The organism is Thainema salinarum CENA647 (assembly GCF_057732415.1).
In genome coordinates, this window is sequence record NZ_JBYJZJ010000022.1 from 2,488,734 (window position 1) to 2,503,484 (window position 14,751).

The 14,751-nt window shown below is 49.6% G+C and carries 12 protein-coding genes; 3 read left to right on the top strand and 9 right to left on the bottom strand.

Annotated features, from left to right (window positions below; all coding sequences use genetic code 11):
* Positions 1-12: 12 nt before the first annotated feature.
* The 6 genes from AC286M_RS17865 to wecB form a co-directional block, all read right to left on the bottom strand.
* Positions 13-1,148 (bottom strand): IS630 family transposase gene (locus AC286M_RS17865; protein ID WP_488205674.1). Its coding sequence is split into 2 segments (ribosomal slippage): positions 13-716 and positions 716-1,148, totalling 1,137 coding nucleotides; the frame shifts between segments, so codons are not numbered across the junction.
* Between the two features lie 40 nt (positions 1,149-1,188).
* A complete protein-coding gene (locus tag AC286M_RS17870; RefSeq protein ID WP_488205675.1) occupies positions 1,189-1,485 on the bottom strand; it encodes a P-loop NTPase family protein in 297 nt (98 codons plus the stop codon).
* 444 nt (positions 1,486-1,929) lie between these two features.
* On the bottom strand, positions 1,930-3,081 hold the full coding sequence (locus tag AC286M_RS17875; protein WP_488205676.1) for a baeRF7 domain-containing protein: 1,152 nt from the start codon (positions 3,079-3,081) through the stop codon (positions 1,930-1,932).
* Positions 3,082-3,237: 156 nt separating this feature from the next.
* Complete coding sequence (locus AC286M_RS17880; RefSeq protein WP_488205677.1) at positions 3,238-3,747, bottom strand: hypothetical protein; 510 nt, start codon at positions 3,745-3,747, stop codon at positions 3,238-3,240.
* Between the two features lie 165 nt (positions 3,748-3,912).
* Positions 3,913-5,268 (bottom strand): bifunctional UDP-N-acetylglucosamine diphosphorylase/glucosamine-1-phosphate N-acetyltransferase GlmU, encoded by a 1,356-nt coding sequence (gene glmU, locus AC286M_RS17885; protein WP_488205678.1) that lies wholly within the window; start codon positions 5,266-5,268, stop codon positions 3,913-3,915.
* 203 nt (positions 5,269-5,471) lie between these two features.
* On the bottom strand, positions 5,472-6,584 hold the full coding sequence (wecB, locus tag AC286M_RS17890; RefSeq protein WP_488205679.1) for a non-hydrolyzing UDP-N-acetylglucosamine 2-epimerase: 1,113 nt from the start codon (positions 6,582-6,584) through the stop codon (positions 5,472-5,474).
* 374 nt (positions 6,585-6,958) lie between these two features.
* Here wecB and AC286M_RS17895 point away from each other — a divergent pair, with 374 nt between their 5' ends.
* Entirely contained in the window at positions 6,959-8,605 is a 1,647-nt protein-coding gene (locus AC286M_RS17895; protein WP_488205680.1) for a sensor histidine kinase, read from the top strand.
* Between the two features lie 164 nt (positions 8,606-8,769).
* Here AC286M_RS17895 and AC286M_RS17900 read toward each other — a convergent pair whose 3' ends face one another.
* Positions 8,770-9,009 (bottom strand): helix-turn-helix domain-containing protein, encoded by a 240-nt coding sequence (locus AC286M_RS17900; protein WP_488205681.1) that lies wholly within the window; start codon positions 9,007-9,009, stop codon positions 8,770-8,772.
* Positions 9,010-9,118: 109 nt separating this feature from the next.
* On the opposite strand from AC286M_RS17900, the gene AC286M_RS17905 reads away from it, so the two are divergent.
* Positions 9,119-9,376, top strand: a complete 258-nt coding sequence (locus AC286M_RS17905) for a hypothetical protein (protein ID WP_488205682.1) — start codon at positions 9,119-9,121, stop codon at positions 9,374-9,376.
* A 3-nt stretch (positions 9,377-9,379) separates the two neighbouring features.
* Here AC286M_RS17905 and AC286M_RS17910 read toward each other — a convergent pair whose 3' ends face one another.
* Together AC286M_RS17910 and AC286M_RS17915 are read right to left on the bottom strand one after the other, a co-directional pair.
* A complete protein-coding gene (locus AC286M_RS17910; protein WP_488205683.1) occupies positions 9,380-10,423 on the bottom strand; it encodes a tetratricopeptide repeat protein in 1,044 nt (347 codons plus the stop codon).
* A gap of 43 nt (positions 10,424-10,466) precedes the next feature.
* Positions 10,467-11,522: a tellurite resistance TerB family protein gene (locus AC286M_RS17915; RefSeq protein ID WP_488205684.1), complete on the bottom strand. Its 1,056-nt coding sequence runs from the start codon at positions 11,520-11,522 to the stop codon at positions 10,467-10,469.
* 559 nt (positions 11,523-12,081) lie between these two features.
* Between AC286M_RS17915 and AC286M_RS17920 the strand changes: the two genes are divergently transcribed.
* Entirely contained in the window at positions 12,082-14,664 is a 2,583-nt protein-coding gene (locus AC286M_RS17920; protein ID WP_488205685.1) for an O-antigen ligase family protein, read from the top strand.
* The last annotated feature ends 87 nt before the right edge of the window (positions 14,665-14,751 follow it).

Genomic DNA, 14,751 nt, shown 5'->3' on the forward strand with positions numbered 1-14,751 from the left:
ACTAGTGGTTAGTCAAGAATTAATTGACGGGTAAAGTCGTTTCAACTTAATGCGTGCGTCCTCGGTGGTGAAGCGCCAATCAATCCACGTTTGCTGCTGATTGCGGGTCTCTACCCAGGCTGAAACTTCACGTTGCAGGGGTTCAAATTCAGCGATGCGTCGGTCTAAACATTGACGAGCCAGAATGCTCAACTCAATCTCGGCCATATTCAACCAACTGCCGTGCTTAGGGGTATAGCAAAATTCCAGGCGATTGAGAATGCGACGCGCCTCGGCCGGTTCAAAGGCTTTGTAGAGAGAGGCGGGTGTATGGGTGTTGAGATTGTCTTGCACCACCGTGATGAGCAGGGCATCGGGATAATGCAGATCGACAACATCTTTGAGCAAATGAGCATAATCAACAGCGGTGCGCTGTCGCGTCACCTCAACGTGTCGCCACCCCGCTATCGGTTCACATAACATGAATAGATTGGCGGTGCCGTTGCGCTCATATTGAAAATCCTGTCGCTGTGGCTGTCCCGGTTGTGCCGGCACTGGTGCGACGGTTTCTTTGACGAGCTGTTTCATCGCTTCGTCAAGGCAGATGATGGGGAAGTCAGGGTGATAGCGGCGCTGGTAAACTTCCAGCACGGATTCCATTTGGCAGACAAATTCGGCATTCTGTTCTGGCGGAATTACCCAGCAGTCTTGTTTCCAAGGCTGTAATTCGTTTTTTTCAGCGTTTGCCGAATGGTTTCATGACTCACGCTCTCAACATGGCCGAGTTGCACCATGTGACTTGCCAGCAAGCGCAATGTCCACCGTGCCTGACCCGCCGGAGCCTCACTACAGACCAAGGCAATCAAATGGGCTTCTTGTTCGCCATTCAAGCAGCTTGGTTTGCGTCCACCCCCGGTGCGTCGCACTAATGATGCCTCCAGCCCGAACTCCACAAAGCGACGGCGGACGCGTTCGACCGTGCGAACCCCGACGTCGAGGGCCGTCGCAATCGCCTGATCTGACCAACTGCCGTTGGGTTGATTGCAGTCGGCTTTGAGCAGAATGCGCGCACGGGTAATGCGATCCGCCGCGCGACGGCCCGTTGTCGCGAACTGTTCTAAGTAAGTCCGTTCTTCAGCACTCAAATCCACGATGTATTTCTTGACCATGACCGAAAGTAAGAGGTGTTTTTCTTACTTTAGCTGGCCGTCATCTATTTGTTGACGCACCACTAGACTCGAAATAGACAACGTGAAACTGCTCTGCCTCCAACTCTTGCTTTAACCGCAACAACTCCGTCGATTTACCACAGCCAATATGCCCCGTAAATAGAGTGCAAGTGGGTGAATCTGGAGAGAAAAAGGTGATGTTGTCCTTAAGTTCCTGAATAATCTGGCCACCGCGCACATCAGAGAAATCGACATACAGTACTCGATCATTGGCGTTCTCAATATTGAGCGTTCTGCTCGGGTTCGTCGCCTTGAAAAAATCTCGAATGTCTAGCACTGATAGATTCTCCTCAATGTCGCCCGATTGGATTCCTTGAATCGAACCTCTACACCCGTTCGAATCTATGCAATCCTAATCACTAGGCAGCTTCTAAGCGCTGCATATCTCTACCAATGGTACTCCGCAAATTCCGTCAACTTAACAAATTCTCCATAGGGAAATATCAAGGACAACATTCGCGACGACAGTGGGCAAAAACGACATCGAAATTGCGAAACATCGAAATGCAAAAATACGACACTTAATTTGCGAAATCTGATGTTGCGACATTAAAACTGCGAAACACCACGATGTCGCTCTTTTCATCAGAAATCGTCAGACCGCTTAGCTGATAAAGATTTCAAGCTTTTTACGGAAAGGAACGAAATCCATGAAACAGCGACATTAAATGTGCGAATGTACATGTACTGTATTGTATATTCGCACATGTACGTTCGCATATTAAGCTACGAATCGTAGAATTGCGGCTACGGGTTCATCAGCGGGCATGGCTTCGTCGGTATCGACCGCGAATACTTTGCCGCCGTTGAGGAAAGTTTGCACAGCCGCAAAATCCAGTAGGTCGGTGTCTTCAGCCTGCTCCTGATTGTGGAGTTGAACTGCATGGGTCTGCGGGTTGAACTGGCCCCAGCAATGCTGGTCAGCGCGGACAAACAGCGTATCGATCTGGCGATCGTAGGCGGCCTTTACCACGTCAGCCACATCGCTGGAGGACTCTGGTTTTGTAAGCAAGTCTCGGTAGGTGCTAAAGGCGTGCTCTTGGGCCTGATGGAAATAGGGCTGGACAACCTGCCAGGCTTGTTGATGGAGTTCTTCAGGCTTAAGATGTTCTGGATTACCTATTACGCCTTGTTCAAGCAGATGGGGATAAGAGTTAGCTTCGCGATAAATAGGATGGAGATATTCAACTCCAGCAATTATCAATGGTGCAGTTTCGTTGTTCAAGAATGAACTCAATGAGCTGTCTAGTTTTTGACAGAACCGTAAGATATTGGTCTTATCTTGAGTAGTGCCAACTCCATGACCATGGTAGACAGGAGATGACCCATCACCACTAACATTATGAAACTGAAGCTGCTTTTCTGGATCGTCGTACTGTAGTGCTTCTGCCAAGCTACGGGGCATGTCGTCTGGATCAATCTCACTAATGGTGTAGTGAGTGCCTTGGAAGAGCTGCACTCGGTTTTGGCTGAGCGAGAGTAAGTAGAAATAACCATCGCCGGACAGCATAGGCATGAGCGGCTTTAAGTGAATGCGATCGCTAACAATCGTCTTCTCTTCAAACTCCAGCGGTAAGCGATACAGGCGGAAAAAATTAGGCGCAATAAAGAGAGCTAACCCTTCTTTCTGATGCCGCCAAAACTCCATTTGCTCGGTCAGTTGCTGAGCGCGATCCAACAGAGGGTTGACATCATCTGAATTGTGGCCAGCTTGCTCTAACCGCTCGCGGGCTTCATTCAGCCGATTTTTGAACCGAATGGGATCTTGCTGAATTTCTGGCCCAGCTATGTGGGTCGGCATGTAGATGGAAATGCACGGTTCTGCCTGCATTTCGGCTAGGGTTTGCAATTCAGATTTTGTCAGTAAAGCCATAGATCGAAAGTAGAATTCGTCAAAAATGTCAAAGTTATATGAAATCCGTGGTGTAAGAACCCTGTTTATTTTTGATGAAATGCTTGCCAAGCAAATGTTTCACCAAAGTAAACAACGGGTTTTCAGCCGGATTGCATATTAAAGCGTGATGGATGCCTAAGCGGGTTGACGATACCCCTGCAAGTTTTCGGGTTCAAACTGGCGCAGAATTCGCGTTGCTTCACGCGTGAGTGTTTCTGAACCTGTGACCACGATTAGGTACTTACCTGCATTGAGGCGATTGCGATAGGGCAGAGCGTCACCGCTGCCGACCGTCCATCCGACAGCACCGCCGACTAAAACTGCACCCAATACGCCAGCCAAGGCACCGAGAATGCCGCCTAGCATGTGGTTGCCGATGGGGCCAAGGGCAGAAAAGATTTCAATTCCGGTCAGATAGTTAAATGCATATCCGGCAATAAAACCAAAGGGAACCACCCAGTAAGACAGTCGCCGCGAACTCTTTTGGGCTTGCTGATTGGGTTCGATGAAGCCGAATTCATCGGCGCTTTGGTAGCCTTCGCCGACCAGACTAATATGTTCCGGTGCGATGCCGTCTGCTTGAAGAGCGGTTTGGGCTGCCTCGACCTGTTGACGGTCAGACAGGACTGCAATGAGATAGTTCATAGGGGTAGCTAGAGCCTCCGAGTGGGTGATCGCTATTGTGGGGGTGATCACCTTTTAGGTTAGAAAAATGCAGCTAAAAGAACGTCCATCGCCAGAACGGCGATAAACGCGATCGCATAATTCAAAAGTTAGGTTTTGGCTCGCTTATCGGGACTAGCAACGAGACTACTGGGCCGATTTCGGCTGCCAGTCGGGCTTCACTACCTGCCGCGCACGGGCAATCACTAGTGCTTCATCGGGAACATCTTCAGTTACCACTGACCCAGCCGCGACAGTGACATCGGTGCCGATGGTGACGGGTGCAACGAAAACGGAATTCGATCCAGTCTTAGTGCGATCGCCAATCGTGGTGCGGTGCTTCTTGAAACCGTCGTAATTGGCAGTAATCGTGCCAGCACCGACGTTCACTTGATGGCCCAGCGTGGCATCACCCAGATAGGACAGGTGGGCGACATTTGTGCGATCGCCAATGTCGGCATTCTTCAGCTCGACAAAGTTACCAATCCGGCAGCGCTCTCCAACTTGGGCATGACCGCGCAGGTGGGCATAGGGGCCAACGCGAGTATTATCGGCCACTTCGCTATCGGAAATGACGGAATAATGAGCCGTCACGTTTTGACCTAGCTGGCTGTTCTCCACCAGCGTACCGGGGCCAATCCGGCTACCTGAGCCGATGCGGGTTTGGCCACGCAGATGGGTTTGCGGCTCCAGGATCACGTCCGGCTCTAGCTCAACCGTATCGTCAATCGTGATGCTGTTGGGGTCAACCATCGTCACGCCTGCCGCCATCCAGTTGTCCTTGATGCGCTGCTGCAAAATGCCATAGGCCGCCGCCAACTGCTTGCGGTTGTTGATGCCGACGATTTCCTGATAGTCTTCCACATCAACGGCCATCACAGGCTTGAGATACTGCACCGTATCGGTCAGATAGTACTCTTGCTGGTCATTATTAGAGGTGAGCTGGGGCAATACTTCTGCCAGTGCCGTCCAGCGGAAGCAGTACACGCCAGCGTTAATCCGGTGGTTTTGCTTCTGGGCGGGACTGCAATCGCGGTCTTCCACAATTTGAGTGACGATATTGTTGCCATTGCAGAAGACGCGGCCATAGCCCTGGGGGTTCGGCAGTTGAGCCGTCAAGATCGTAGCGGCATTCTGGTGGGTGCGATGGGTTTCGAGCAGCTTCTGAAGCGATTCAGATCGCAATAGCGGGACATCACCGTTAAGTACCAGCAAGTCCTCCTGAAACCCTTCTAGATAAGGAATTACCTGCTGAATAGCGTGTCCCGTACCGAGCTGCTCGGTTTGCTCGACAAATTCAATCGTGCCGTTGTGACCCAGCGCTTCACGAATTAAGTCGCTCCGATAGCCCACAACCACCAGGCGGCGGCTGGGCTGCAATGCTTCTGCACTGTCTAGTACCCGCTCAACCAGTGGTTTCGAACCTAATGCGTGCAAGACCTTGGGCAGGTTTGACTTCATGCGTGTGCCACGACCTGCCGCCAAAATTGCTACCGCTACCATGCCTGTATACTCCATTAACCCCAAAGGAGTATACCGTGCTTCCAGCCGATTGCTGAATCCGTTAAGAAAATTGGCTTTAACCTTTTCTTAACCAAAAAATACGGCAACTAAGTACTCTGTAAATTAAGTTTTGCTGGTTGATGGGCCGCGCGCCGCGCGGCCCATCAACCAGCAAAACCCATTAAAACAAAGTTGACAGACGACTAAGCATCGAGATAGTCGCCCACAATCTTGAGAATGCGCCGAGCTGCCTGCCCGTCGCCGAAGGGATTCACCGCATTCGCCATCTCTTGATAGGCCGTTTCGGATTCCAGTAATTTTGCGGCTTCAGCGGTGATGGTGGCGGCATCGGTGCCAATTAACTTTGCGGTGCCCGCTGCGATCGCTTCTGGACGTTCGGTGGTTTCGCGCAGCACCAGTACGGGTTTTCCCAAACTGGGCGCTTCTTCCTGTAGCCCACCGGAGTCCGTGAGCAGCAGGTGACAGCGCTGAATCGCACCCACCAGAGCCGCATAATCCAGCGGCTCCGTCAAAAAGACGCGGGGATGATCACCCAAGATCTGTGTCAATGGCTCCCGCACGGTGGGATTGCGGTGCAGCGGCAGCAGCAGAGCGGTATCCGGAAACTGGTTCAGCGTATCGAGAAAGCCCTGGGCAATGCTGTGTAGCGGTTCGCCCCAGTTCTCCCGCCGATGAACGGTGGCCAGCAGGACGCGGTGCTGATTCCAATCGAGTCCCGGCACGTCGCACTCCGGCGACCTGTCGGCCACCGTCAGCAAGGCATCAATCACCGTATTGCCCGTCTGGTGAATTTCGCCGACGACGCTGGAATTTTTTAGATGCTGCACGGCGGTTTCCGTGGGCGCAAAGTGCAGAAAACTAAGCTGCGAAATCAACCGTCGATTGGCTTCTTCGGGATAGGGATTATAGAGATCGTCGGTACGCAAGCCAGCCTCAACGTGACCAACCGGAATTTTTTGATAAAACGCAGCCAGCGCGGCAGCAAAGGCAGTGGTCGTGTCGCCCTGCACCAGCACCACCTGCGGCTGAATGGTTTGAAAGAGAGATTCCAACCCTTGCAGACTGCGCTGGGTGATATCCGTCAGCGTTTGCTTAGGCTGCATGATGTCTAAATCATGGGTTGCTTCTAGCCCAAACAGCTCCATCACCTGATCGACCATTTCGCGGTGCTGCCCCGTCAGGACGACATGGGTTTCAAAGTCGGCTGACTGCTGAAATTGCTGAATCACCGGAGCTAACTTAATCGCTTCCGGTCGCGTTCCCAACGTAATGCAAATGCGTTTGGCGGGTGACATGCTTGAGTTCCATGCAAAGGGCAAACATACAGCATGGTAACCGAATCTGTCGGCAATCAAAGCCAGATTTTGCGATCGCAGCGGAGATTGCGCTGGAGAGGTTCGGTTCTACGGCTACTCCTGCTGCTGAAATACCGATAGTGTAGAAGCATAGTAATTTATGCAGTTTTCAAGCAGGGAAAGCGTGCAGTTGCTGAAGCATCACAGTTCAATTTTAAAGATATTTCAGTCATCACTGCTGCTCCAACCGATGATAAGCGTCATAAGCATCAATGGTTATAGCAATCCGCGATCGCAACTCATCTTGCGATGATACCCACCAAAACACTGATTTACAGTTCGATTTACACAAGTCACGATTGAAGGCAAAGCAGATGTCAGGTCAAGCGAGGAGGCTACCCACACTTAGTCAGGTTTTGACCCTGGACAAGTTAGAAGATGTCCAAGGTGGCTATGCGGCTGAGCCTCAGGCAGTGACCACACGCGAGCAGCAAAACCGAGCCGAACAAGAATGGTATGCTGCGATCGCGGCCTTGAATCAGCTACTCAATCAAAACGTTGATACCTATTCAGTGGCCGTCTGCGATGGAGCGATGCCTGTCAAAGGCGTCGTGCTATCCGGGCCAGCACCAATTCTGGAGTCGCCTACCCTGAGCGAGCATTTTGCCGATTGGGTGTTGACTTCAGAACCCGCTCAGGTATCGCTCCAGCTTCCGCCCAATCTTCAGGAACAGGCGCAAGAGCCTGCGCGAGTCGTGTCGCTACCCATCTCGCAAAGCGACCCGATCATTAACGAGCAGTTTTGCCTGGTGCTGACCGCCGACTTCTGTTTGGTGCTCACCCTTGGTCAGCCGGACGATGGGCCAGTTGAATTTCAGTTTTCGTTCAATCCCGCCATCGTCGAGCGGGCTTGGCAAACCCTGCGTATTCGCCTGTCACTGACCAGTCCCCATCAGATGCAGCAGATGGAAACCTATATCCAGCAGTTTGCTCCCGTGGAGCCGGACTATCAGCTCGTCATGCAGTTTCAGCGGCTGATGCTGAAGCAACTGCCTGTGGTGGCGGCGAACCTTTCGGCAGTGGAAGCGGCTCGTACGGCGGCGCAAGCGAATACGGTACGGCAGCAGATCTCCCAAACCCAAGCTCAGGCTAATGGTCATGGCAAGCAGGTTAGTCAGGACTGCGATCTCACATCTCCAGCCCCATCCACCGACGCTGCAACCACCTCTAATCCACTGAGCGATGTTGCCTCGTCTCTCTCTTTGGATGCTGAACTGCTGCGGGCAATGGCGCATGAAATTCGCACACCGCTAACGACCATCCGCACCCTAACTCGTTCGCTGATGCGTCGCACTGAACTGGGTGAAAAGGTACTGCATCGACTAAAGCAAATCGATCAGGAATGTACCCAGCAGATCGATCGATTTGGCCTGATTTTCCGGGCGGTTGAACTGGAAACGCAGCAGTCGAGCCAATCAATGGGTTCATTAAGTGCGATCGCGCTTGATCAGGTGTTCGAAGACAACATTCCCAAGTGGCAGCAGCAGGCGCAGCAGCGTAATATTCAGCTTGATGTGACGCTGCCGCATACGCTGCCGTGGGTGGTCAGCGATCCGGTGATGCTGAATCAGGTACTCACAAACTTAATTGAGCGGTTTGCCCTCAGCTTGCCCGGTGGCAGTCATCTACAGCTCGGCGTAACGCCTGCCGGACATCAGCTCAAGCTCCAGTTCAAGTCGAGTTTGCCCCATGATGCGGCTGGTGAATCTAATTCAGATGGGTTCCAGGCGGACAAGGCGTACACTTTTGCCAACATGGCGTTTAATCCCCATGCGGCGTTCAAGTCAATTGGTCAACTGCTGATGGTGCAGCCGGAAACGGGCAATCTGAGCCTGAATTTGTCGGCCACCAAAAACCTATTCCAAGCGCTGGGCGGCAAGATGATCGTCAAGCAGCGACCGAAGCAGGGCGAAGTGATGACTATCTTTTTACCGCTCGATTTAAGACAGCATCAGCCATAAGCGTTGGCTATTGTTTTTCTGAAAGGCTAGCTGAGCTAGCCTTTCGTGTTTTTACTACTGGGCTGAGTGCAATCGCAGACTGATCGCTTTCTGCTTTGCAAGGAACAAGCCACTGCTCTCCTTCACTGGCGTGGACATCACCGTACCTAGTCTGCTAGCAGGCTTCACTCTTGGTCTGTCAATACATCGCCTAGATAGAGCTGCACGAACTCTTCAGCAGCTTTGTAATTAAGCTTTTTCAATGCTTCTACGATTTCTACGACGGTTTCAGCAGTCGGATCACGTTTGTTGTGGTACCAACGAAATACGCTACCGCGTTCAACGCCCATTGTGACGGCTAGCTGATTTTGGCTGATACCGTAAGTCTCTAAAACGTGCTTGAGTGCTTGGCTTGCTCTACCCATGACCTAATCGTGTCAGAGAGTCATGAGCGAGTAAATGTTGCTTTTTGGATCACGAAACTGTGTTTGATGGTATTGTGTGATCCATTGAGCCTACATTAGGATACCAACTATGCAACGCCAAGCTTTCCTCTCTTCAACGCTATCTAATGCCGATATACATACAGCAGTAGTGTCTGAACCAACTGCTGAGGTTGGCAGAGAAAAAGTGAGGATTCTGGTTATTGGTTCTAGCTATGCAGTTGAGCGTGTCGTTTTCGAGCTTTACCGAGTTGGTTTTGCCGAAGTCCGAGAATGGAGCAAACCTCAACCCACAGGAAAAGTAAATGAGGTGATGCGGGTTTTAACTCGATATGTGATTTTGCAGTAAAAATTAGCAGCTTGAATTTGATGATTTGCAAGCTGATTTCCATTCAACCTTTGATACTGTTCCTTTAACTGGATCTCTTGCATTATTAGTCAATTCGGTTCTGATATAAATTATCATAGCCATGTTTTCAGATGTAATGTACCTACAAGAATATCCATTCTTGGTTTGACAGGAAAATTCACCACCATCTTGCGCTGCATAATTTTTTAGCTTCCTTATAGCACTATCGGAACTCTCTCCTACTTCTATATTTGGAGGCATTGCAACAACTATACCCATATTTTTAGAAGAGATACTTGGATTTAGTACAGGATTAGTTTTTAGTACGGGATACATAAATATAGAAAGGCAAACAATAAAATACAAAACGAGCAAGGAAGCAAAGAGCGATAAAATCGGATGCTCAAGTGCAAATTTGCGTAGATTGTTTGCTTTGCCAAGCAGCTTTTGGATTTTTTGAGATGCTTTGTAAGAAAGCTTAGACTTTCGTTCCTGCTCTTTCTCTGCCTCGAGCTTTCTTAAAATGCCTTGCTTGAACTGAAGAGCTTGACTTTTAGTCTTATCACTCACATTTAGATGTTGTATGGCATTGAAATCTTCAATTGCCGATCTGTAATCTTGAATATTAACGGCAGACAATGCTCTAAACGAGTAGCAGTAAGCTAAGTCATCCTCAGTAAACTTGAATCTGCCAATTCTGGGAGATGAATCTTGCTTATCTAGAACTTGTTCACGTATGACTTCATTTATTACTTGCGTTGATACTTCAATAACCTGTTTATTTTCATTGATCGAAGCTAAATGAACAGTTTTTGCAAATTTAGTTGCAATACTAGTAGGGGCAAGTGCAATTGCCTTATCTAAGTCCATCTGAGCTTCTGAATGCTTGCCCTCCATTGAAAAACATATTGATCGCAAAGCATAAGCATCAGAATAATGATCATCAAGTTTAACCGCTTTAGTAAGCAGCTTTATTCCTCTTTTTCTGTCAGAGGATGTGTTCGCTTTATCAAAAAGTAGCTTTGCTTTATGCTTTGGATCACTCATCACTAATTTGAATTTTATCGGAGAAGAAAGGGTAATAATCTACCTAACCTACAGTCATAACTTCTTCTAAATCGCTTCCATCAATCCCCATCATTTTCCCAACTTGCTTAATGTAGATCTTCTCGGAGATATGAAAATCTCCATCTCTCTTAGCCAAACTCACTAGCTCAACAATTAGACTAGTAGCATCGCTAGGCGAATCAGCAATCTTGGAATAGTCGATCTTAAACTTTGAGCCTTGATTCATTTGCTCAATTAGATCTAATTTGTTTTGATTTTCAATGTTGGCATCATCGATGATCTGGGCAATAAACTCCATTTCTTCATCTTCAACAGAGCCATCAATACGCATAAGATTGATAAGTGCTTGAATTTTTAGCTCGTCGAAGTTTTCTTCTTTAATGTCTTCTAAGGCTTCAGAACCAAAATCGGAAACAGTAATAATTTCATCACCATCGTCAACTTCATCTGAGATCTCAATCTCCTTCTCAAATACTGAAACTGCCTTACGCGCGATCATATTTGTAGAGATCTTAGACCAGGCCGCTAAAGCTACTGCACCTGCAAGAGGAATCCACTTACCTACCATCGATTTAAGCAGTCTTTGGGTTACTTTACCTGCCATTAGTTGAACAAGCTTCTGCATGATTCGCAGAGATCCCCGCTTAACTAAAATCTTCTGGCTGTGAATAACAAGTAAACCCAGAGTTCCAGTTCCAAGTGCATAGCCAAAAACACTAGCTAAAAGCTGAGGATCAATTTCTTTACGATGTCCATAAGCTACGCCAATATCGTAAACCATTGAAATTTGATTTCTGATAATTAATACAATTTCAGGAACTACCGCCAGCATTCCCCAAGGGCCAGGAACAAGACTAGCACCACCAGAAATTGCTGCATTACCAATTGCATAAGAATTAGCTATTGCAGAAACACTGTTTGGTGTGGGAACTTTGTCTTTGTTCTCATCAAAGTATTTGCCTCTGTCTTCAATAACTTTCTCAAACAGATCAAGCATTTTTTCTTCGATCTGTTGCTGTAGTTTGTTAGAAGCTGATTCAGTATCAGAGTTATCTTTTTTAGACTGGAATACTTGCATGGGGTGATATTTTCCTAATGCTGGGAAACAGGTGAAACGAACCCTATTCTATTAAGATGCCCCTTACAAACTCAGAACTCTCACGCTTTCAGTAAATTTGCGAGAATTCTTTGCAGATAACAAAAGGATATTTCATCATCAACTTATTGAGCTATAGGCCAGATGAAGTTTTCAGCCAGCTCTAATAAGCCTTAGTAAAGCTCTTCAGTAATTCCACGGTTAATCCGGACAGTAACGCAACCAAGTTGAAATAAATATTTATACTTATTGGTGATTCAATTCTTCTCAGCTAGTCGGCAATGTAATTTAGTGGCTACCACCGCTACTTTGTTCGTAAACCAAAATGATAAAGACACATCTGAAGAAATGACATGTGAGATCGCAGTTTTGGTTTATGAGCTGGAAAGTGCGATCGCAGTTCAATTTTGCTGCAATTAGATAGGTAGTAGATCCCCCACTGAATGAGCAGCTTTGTTCTATAAAGAATTGCGATCTAGGCTCCACCGTTCATTAGTTTTCTGGTGAAACTAGGAAGAGTGTTTGCCTCCAATGGATGATCATGTCTGCATCTTCGACCGTTGAAACTGCATCTGCGCCTAAATCTGGGCGACTTTTTGCCCTGCTGACCGGAGCCTTTTTCGTCCTGTTTACCCTGCTGCCCAACAGCAACAGCCTGATGGTGGCGTGGCCATGGGTATTTTTATGGCAGGTGGGACTGCTTTGCCCGATTCTGTGGCTAATTGCGCAGGTTTGGCAGACCCGTTCTTGGCCAAAGGTTGGACACGGTATGGATTGGCTGCTGGGCTTCATCACTCTGAGCCTGATCTTATCCTCAGTTTTAGCTGAATTTCCGGCTCAAGCTCGCTGGTATGGCTGGGCCGCGTTGGGCTTCGTAGCGACGCTGATTGTCCTCACCGATCGGCTGCGGACTCCCGAACAGCGATACTCGCTCCTAGTCAAGCAAGGCTATCTCAGCCTCGCGTTTATTCTAGTCAGCCTGGGCCTTTGGACGACGCAAACCCTGCTGCCAGAACTGGTACGGCTCCGGGAACTGCGGCAGTTTGGCTACGAGGCAAGTTTTGATTTTTCCACGTTGACTCTGCGTAACTGGGTGCCACTGGGCCACCAAAACTACGTTGCGGGCTTCTTGCTGCTGGTGTTGCCCCTAGTGGTGGGCCTCGCCATCCTGGACAAATCGAAACGCAATCTCTGGCTGGTCACGCTGGGGCTGGGACTGGTTGATCTCTATACCACGAGTTCTCGTGGTGGCTGGTTAGGACTCGTTGTGATCTGCGTTTTTGGCTTTGTGGTACTACTCTGGCGCAGCTCCATTTCGCGATCGCGTTTACTCCTAGCTGGAGCAGGCGGACTTGCGGTACTGGTGGTATTGGTTGCAGCTAATAACCGTTTGCGCACGCTGATTCCGGCGTTGCTTCAGGGTGACACAGGGGGAGAACTGGCTTATCGCGTCGTCACCACCGTTACGGGCTGGCGCATGGGCGTAGATAACTGGTTCGCTGGGGCTGGACTAGGTTCAGTTCCGCTGCTCTATCAGCGCTATCGTCCAGATTGGGCAGGTCACTTAGGTGAACTGGCTTATCAGTTACACAGCGCCCCCATTCAGATCTGGGCCGAGCTGGGGCTGCTAGGCGTGCTGATCATGCTGGCAGCGGCGGCTATTTTCGTTTACTTGCTCGTCCGCTGGCTCACTCCAGCCGCCAAAGATCGCTCCTTGTCGGATCAGGTTCTAGCGCTATGCCTGCTGAGCGGATTGTTGGGCTACGGCGCTTTAAGCCTGACCGACTATCAGCTCGACAATGTAGCCATCAGCGGCATGATTGTAATTTACACCGCCGTTTTGGCTGCTGCTACACCTCGTCCGGGTCAAGCCTCAGTCCAAACAGTCAATCCAACAGAAATGGAACCTGTACGCGTGTTGCCCACCAAGCAACCGCTACCCGTTCTAAGTGCGATCGCACTTAGCCTCGTCACGCTGATTATGGTGATCAGTCTGGTGCCAGCTCATCGGGCTTGGCAGTTGTCTAGCCAAGCGTTTCTAGCGATTGATCGCGTTCAACCGAACTGGCAGGCTTTCAATCAGTTTCTCAGCCGTGCCCACGAGATTGCGCCGTGGGAGCCGTATTATCCGTATCAGCTCGGCTGGAACTTCGGCAACATTCCCCGCACCGCAGAAGTTGAAGCAGAACAAGCGCAGGAGCTGATTGAGCAGGGTATCGCCGGACTTCAAACGGGTACGGAAGTTGCGCCCTATAGCGAGTTTGGCTACAGCAATCTGGGCTGGCTGCTGCGAGATAGCGGCAATGCTGAAGCTGCGGCCCAGGCGTTTGCGGCTTCAGCCGAGTTAGTGCCAGCGAAACGAGGCGTTTTCTTCGGACTGGGACTGAATTTGGCGGATCAAGATCAAGCCATTGAAGCAATGGCGCTGGAAATTTTGCGCGATCCGCTGTTTGTCACCAGTCCTGTGTGGCTGGAGCCGGGATTGCGATCGCAGTTTCCACTCATCCTGGAGCGGGTAGAAGCGAGGCTGGATGAACTGATTACGACCAGTGAAGCAAACGCAGATCAATCCGAGCTAGCTGCCTACTGGCATCAAATCCGAGGTGGTATTAACTGGTGGCAGGAGGACTGGGACGCGGCTCATGCGGATTGGGATGACTATGGTGATCCGACCAGTCAGGCTGTCCTGGCGCTATCTGAAGACGAGCAAGTCGCTGTGGCAGATGTTGAAGCGCTACCGGACAGTGCCGCTAAATATGCGATGCTGGCGTGGCTGAGTCCAGAGCAGCGGCAAGAGTATCTAGATTCAGCTTGGCTCTATGCCACTGAAACGCCACCAATCGGCGAACTACAAACCGCACTTCTGATGGGCATGGCTCAGTCTGAGGATTTTGACCAGTGGCTCAGACAAAATGCAATTACCCGTCGCTATCGCAATGAACGACTTGGCTTTGGCACCCTCAGCCGCCACATTGACGGGCCGATTCCAGAAGATTTTTGGGTGATTGTCGAGAATATTCCAACTGCCCAATTTTTCAGCGATCTGCTGCCCACGCCCGTCTATAATAAACCGCTGGATCAGAGCTTACAGCCTTGGCGCGATCAGCTTTTGTCCCAAGTTTAACCGTCTCTAATTTAAGGCTTAACACTCAATCGCTACAGTCGAAACTGAGGCGTGTTCCTTCTCTGAAACTTCAAGCTATCCCTTGCT

Excerpts from the sequence above, each read along its gene's own strand:
- AC286M_RS17875 (WP_488205676.1), bottom strand. The coding sequence starts at position 3,081 with ATGGCTTTACTGACAAAATCTGAATTGCAAACCCTAGCCGAAATGCAG.
- AC286M_RS17880 (WP_488205677.1), bottom strand. The coding sequence starts at position 3,747 with ATGAACTATCTCATTGCAGTCCTGTCTGACCGTCAACAGGTCGAGGCA.
- glmU (WP_488205678.1), bottom strand. The coding sequence starts at position 5,268 with ATGGTAGCGGTAGCAATTTTGGCGGCAGGTCGTGGCACACGCATGAAG.
- wecB (WP_488205679.1), bottom strand. The coding sequence starts at position 6,584 with ATGTCACCCGCCAAACGCATTTGCATTACGTTGGGAACGCGACCGGAA.
- AC286M_RS17895 (WP_488205680.1), top strand. The coding sequence starts at position 6,959 with ATGTCAGGTCAAGCGAGGAGGCTACCCACACTTAGTCAGGTTTTGACC.
- AC286M_RS17900 (WP_488205681.1), bottom strand. The coding sequence starts at position 9,009 with ATGGGTAGAGCAAGCCAAGCACTCAAGCACGTTTTAGAGACTTACGGT.
- AC286M_RS17905 (WP_488205682.1), top strand. The coding sequence starts at position 9,119 with ATGCAACGCCAAGCTTTCCTCTCTTCAACGCTATCTAATGCCGATATA.
- AC286M_RS17910 (WP_488205683.1), bottom strand. The coding sequence starts at position 10,423 with ATGAGTGATCCAAAGCATAAAGCAAAGCTACTTTTTGATAAAGCGAAC.
- AC286M_RS17915 (WP_488205684.1), bottom strand. The coding sequence starts at position 11,522 with ATGCAAGTATTCCAGTCTAAAAAAGATAACTCTGATACTGAATCAGCT.
- AC286M_RS17920 (WP_488205685.1), top strand. The coding sequence starts at position 12,082 with ATGTCTGCATCTTCGACCGTTGAAACTGCATCTGCGCCTAAATCTGGG.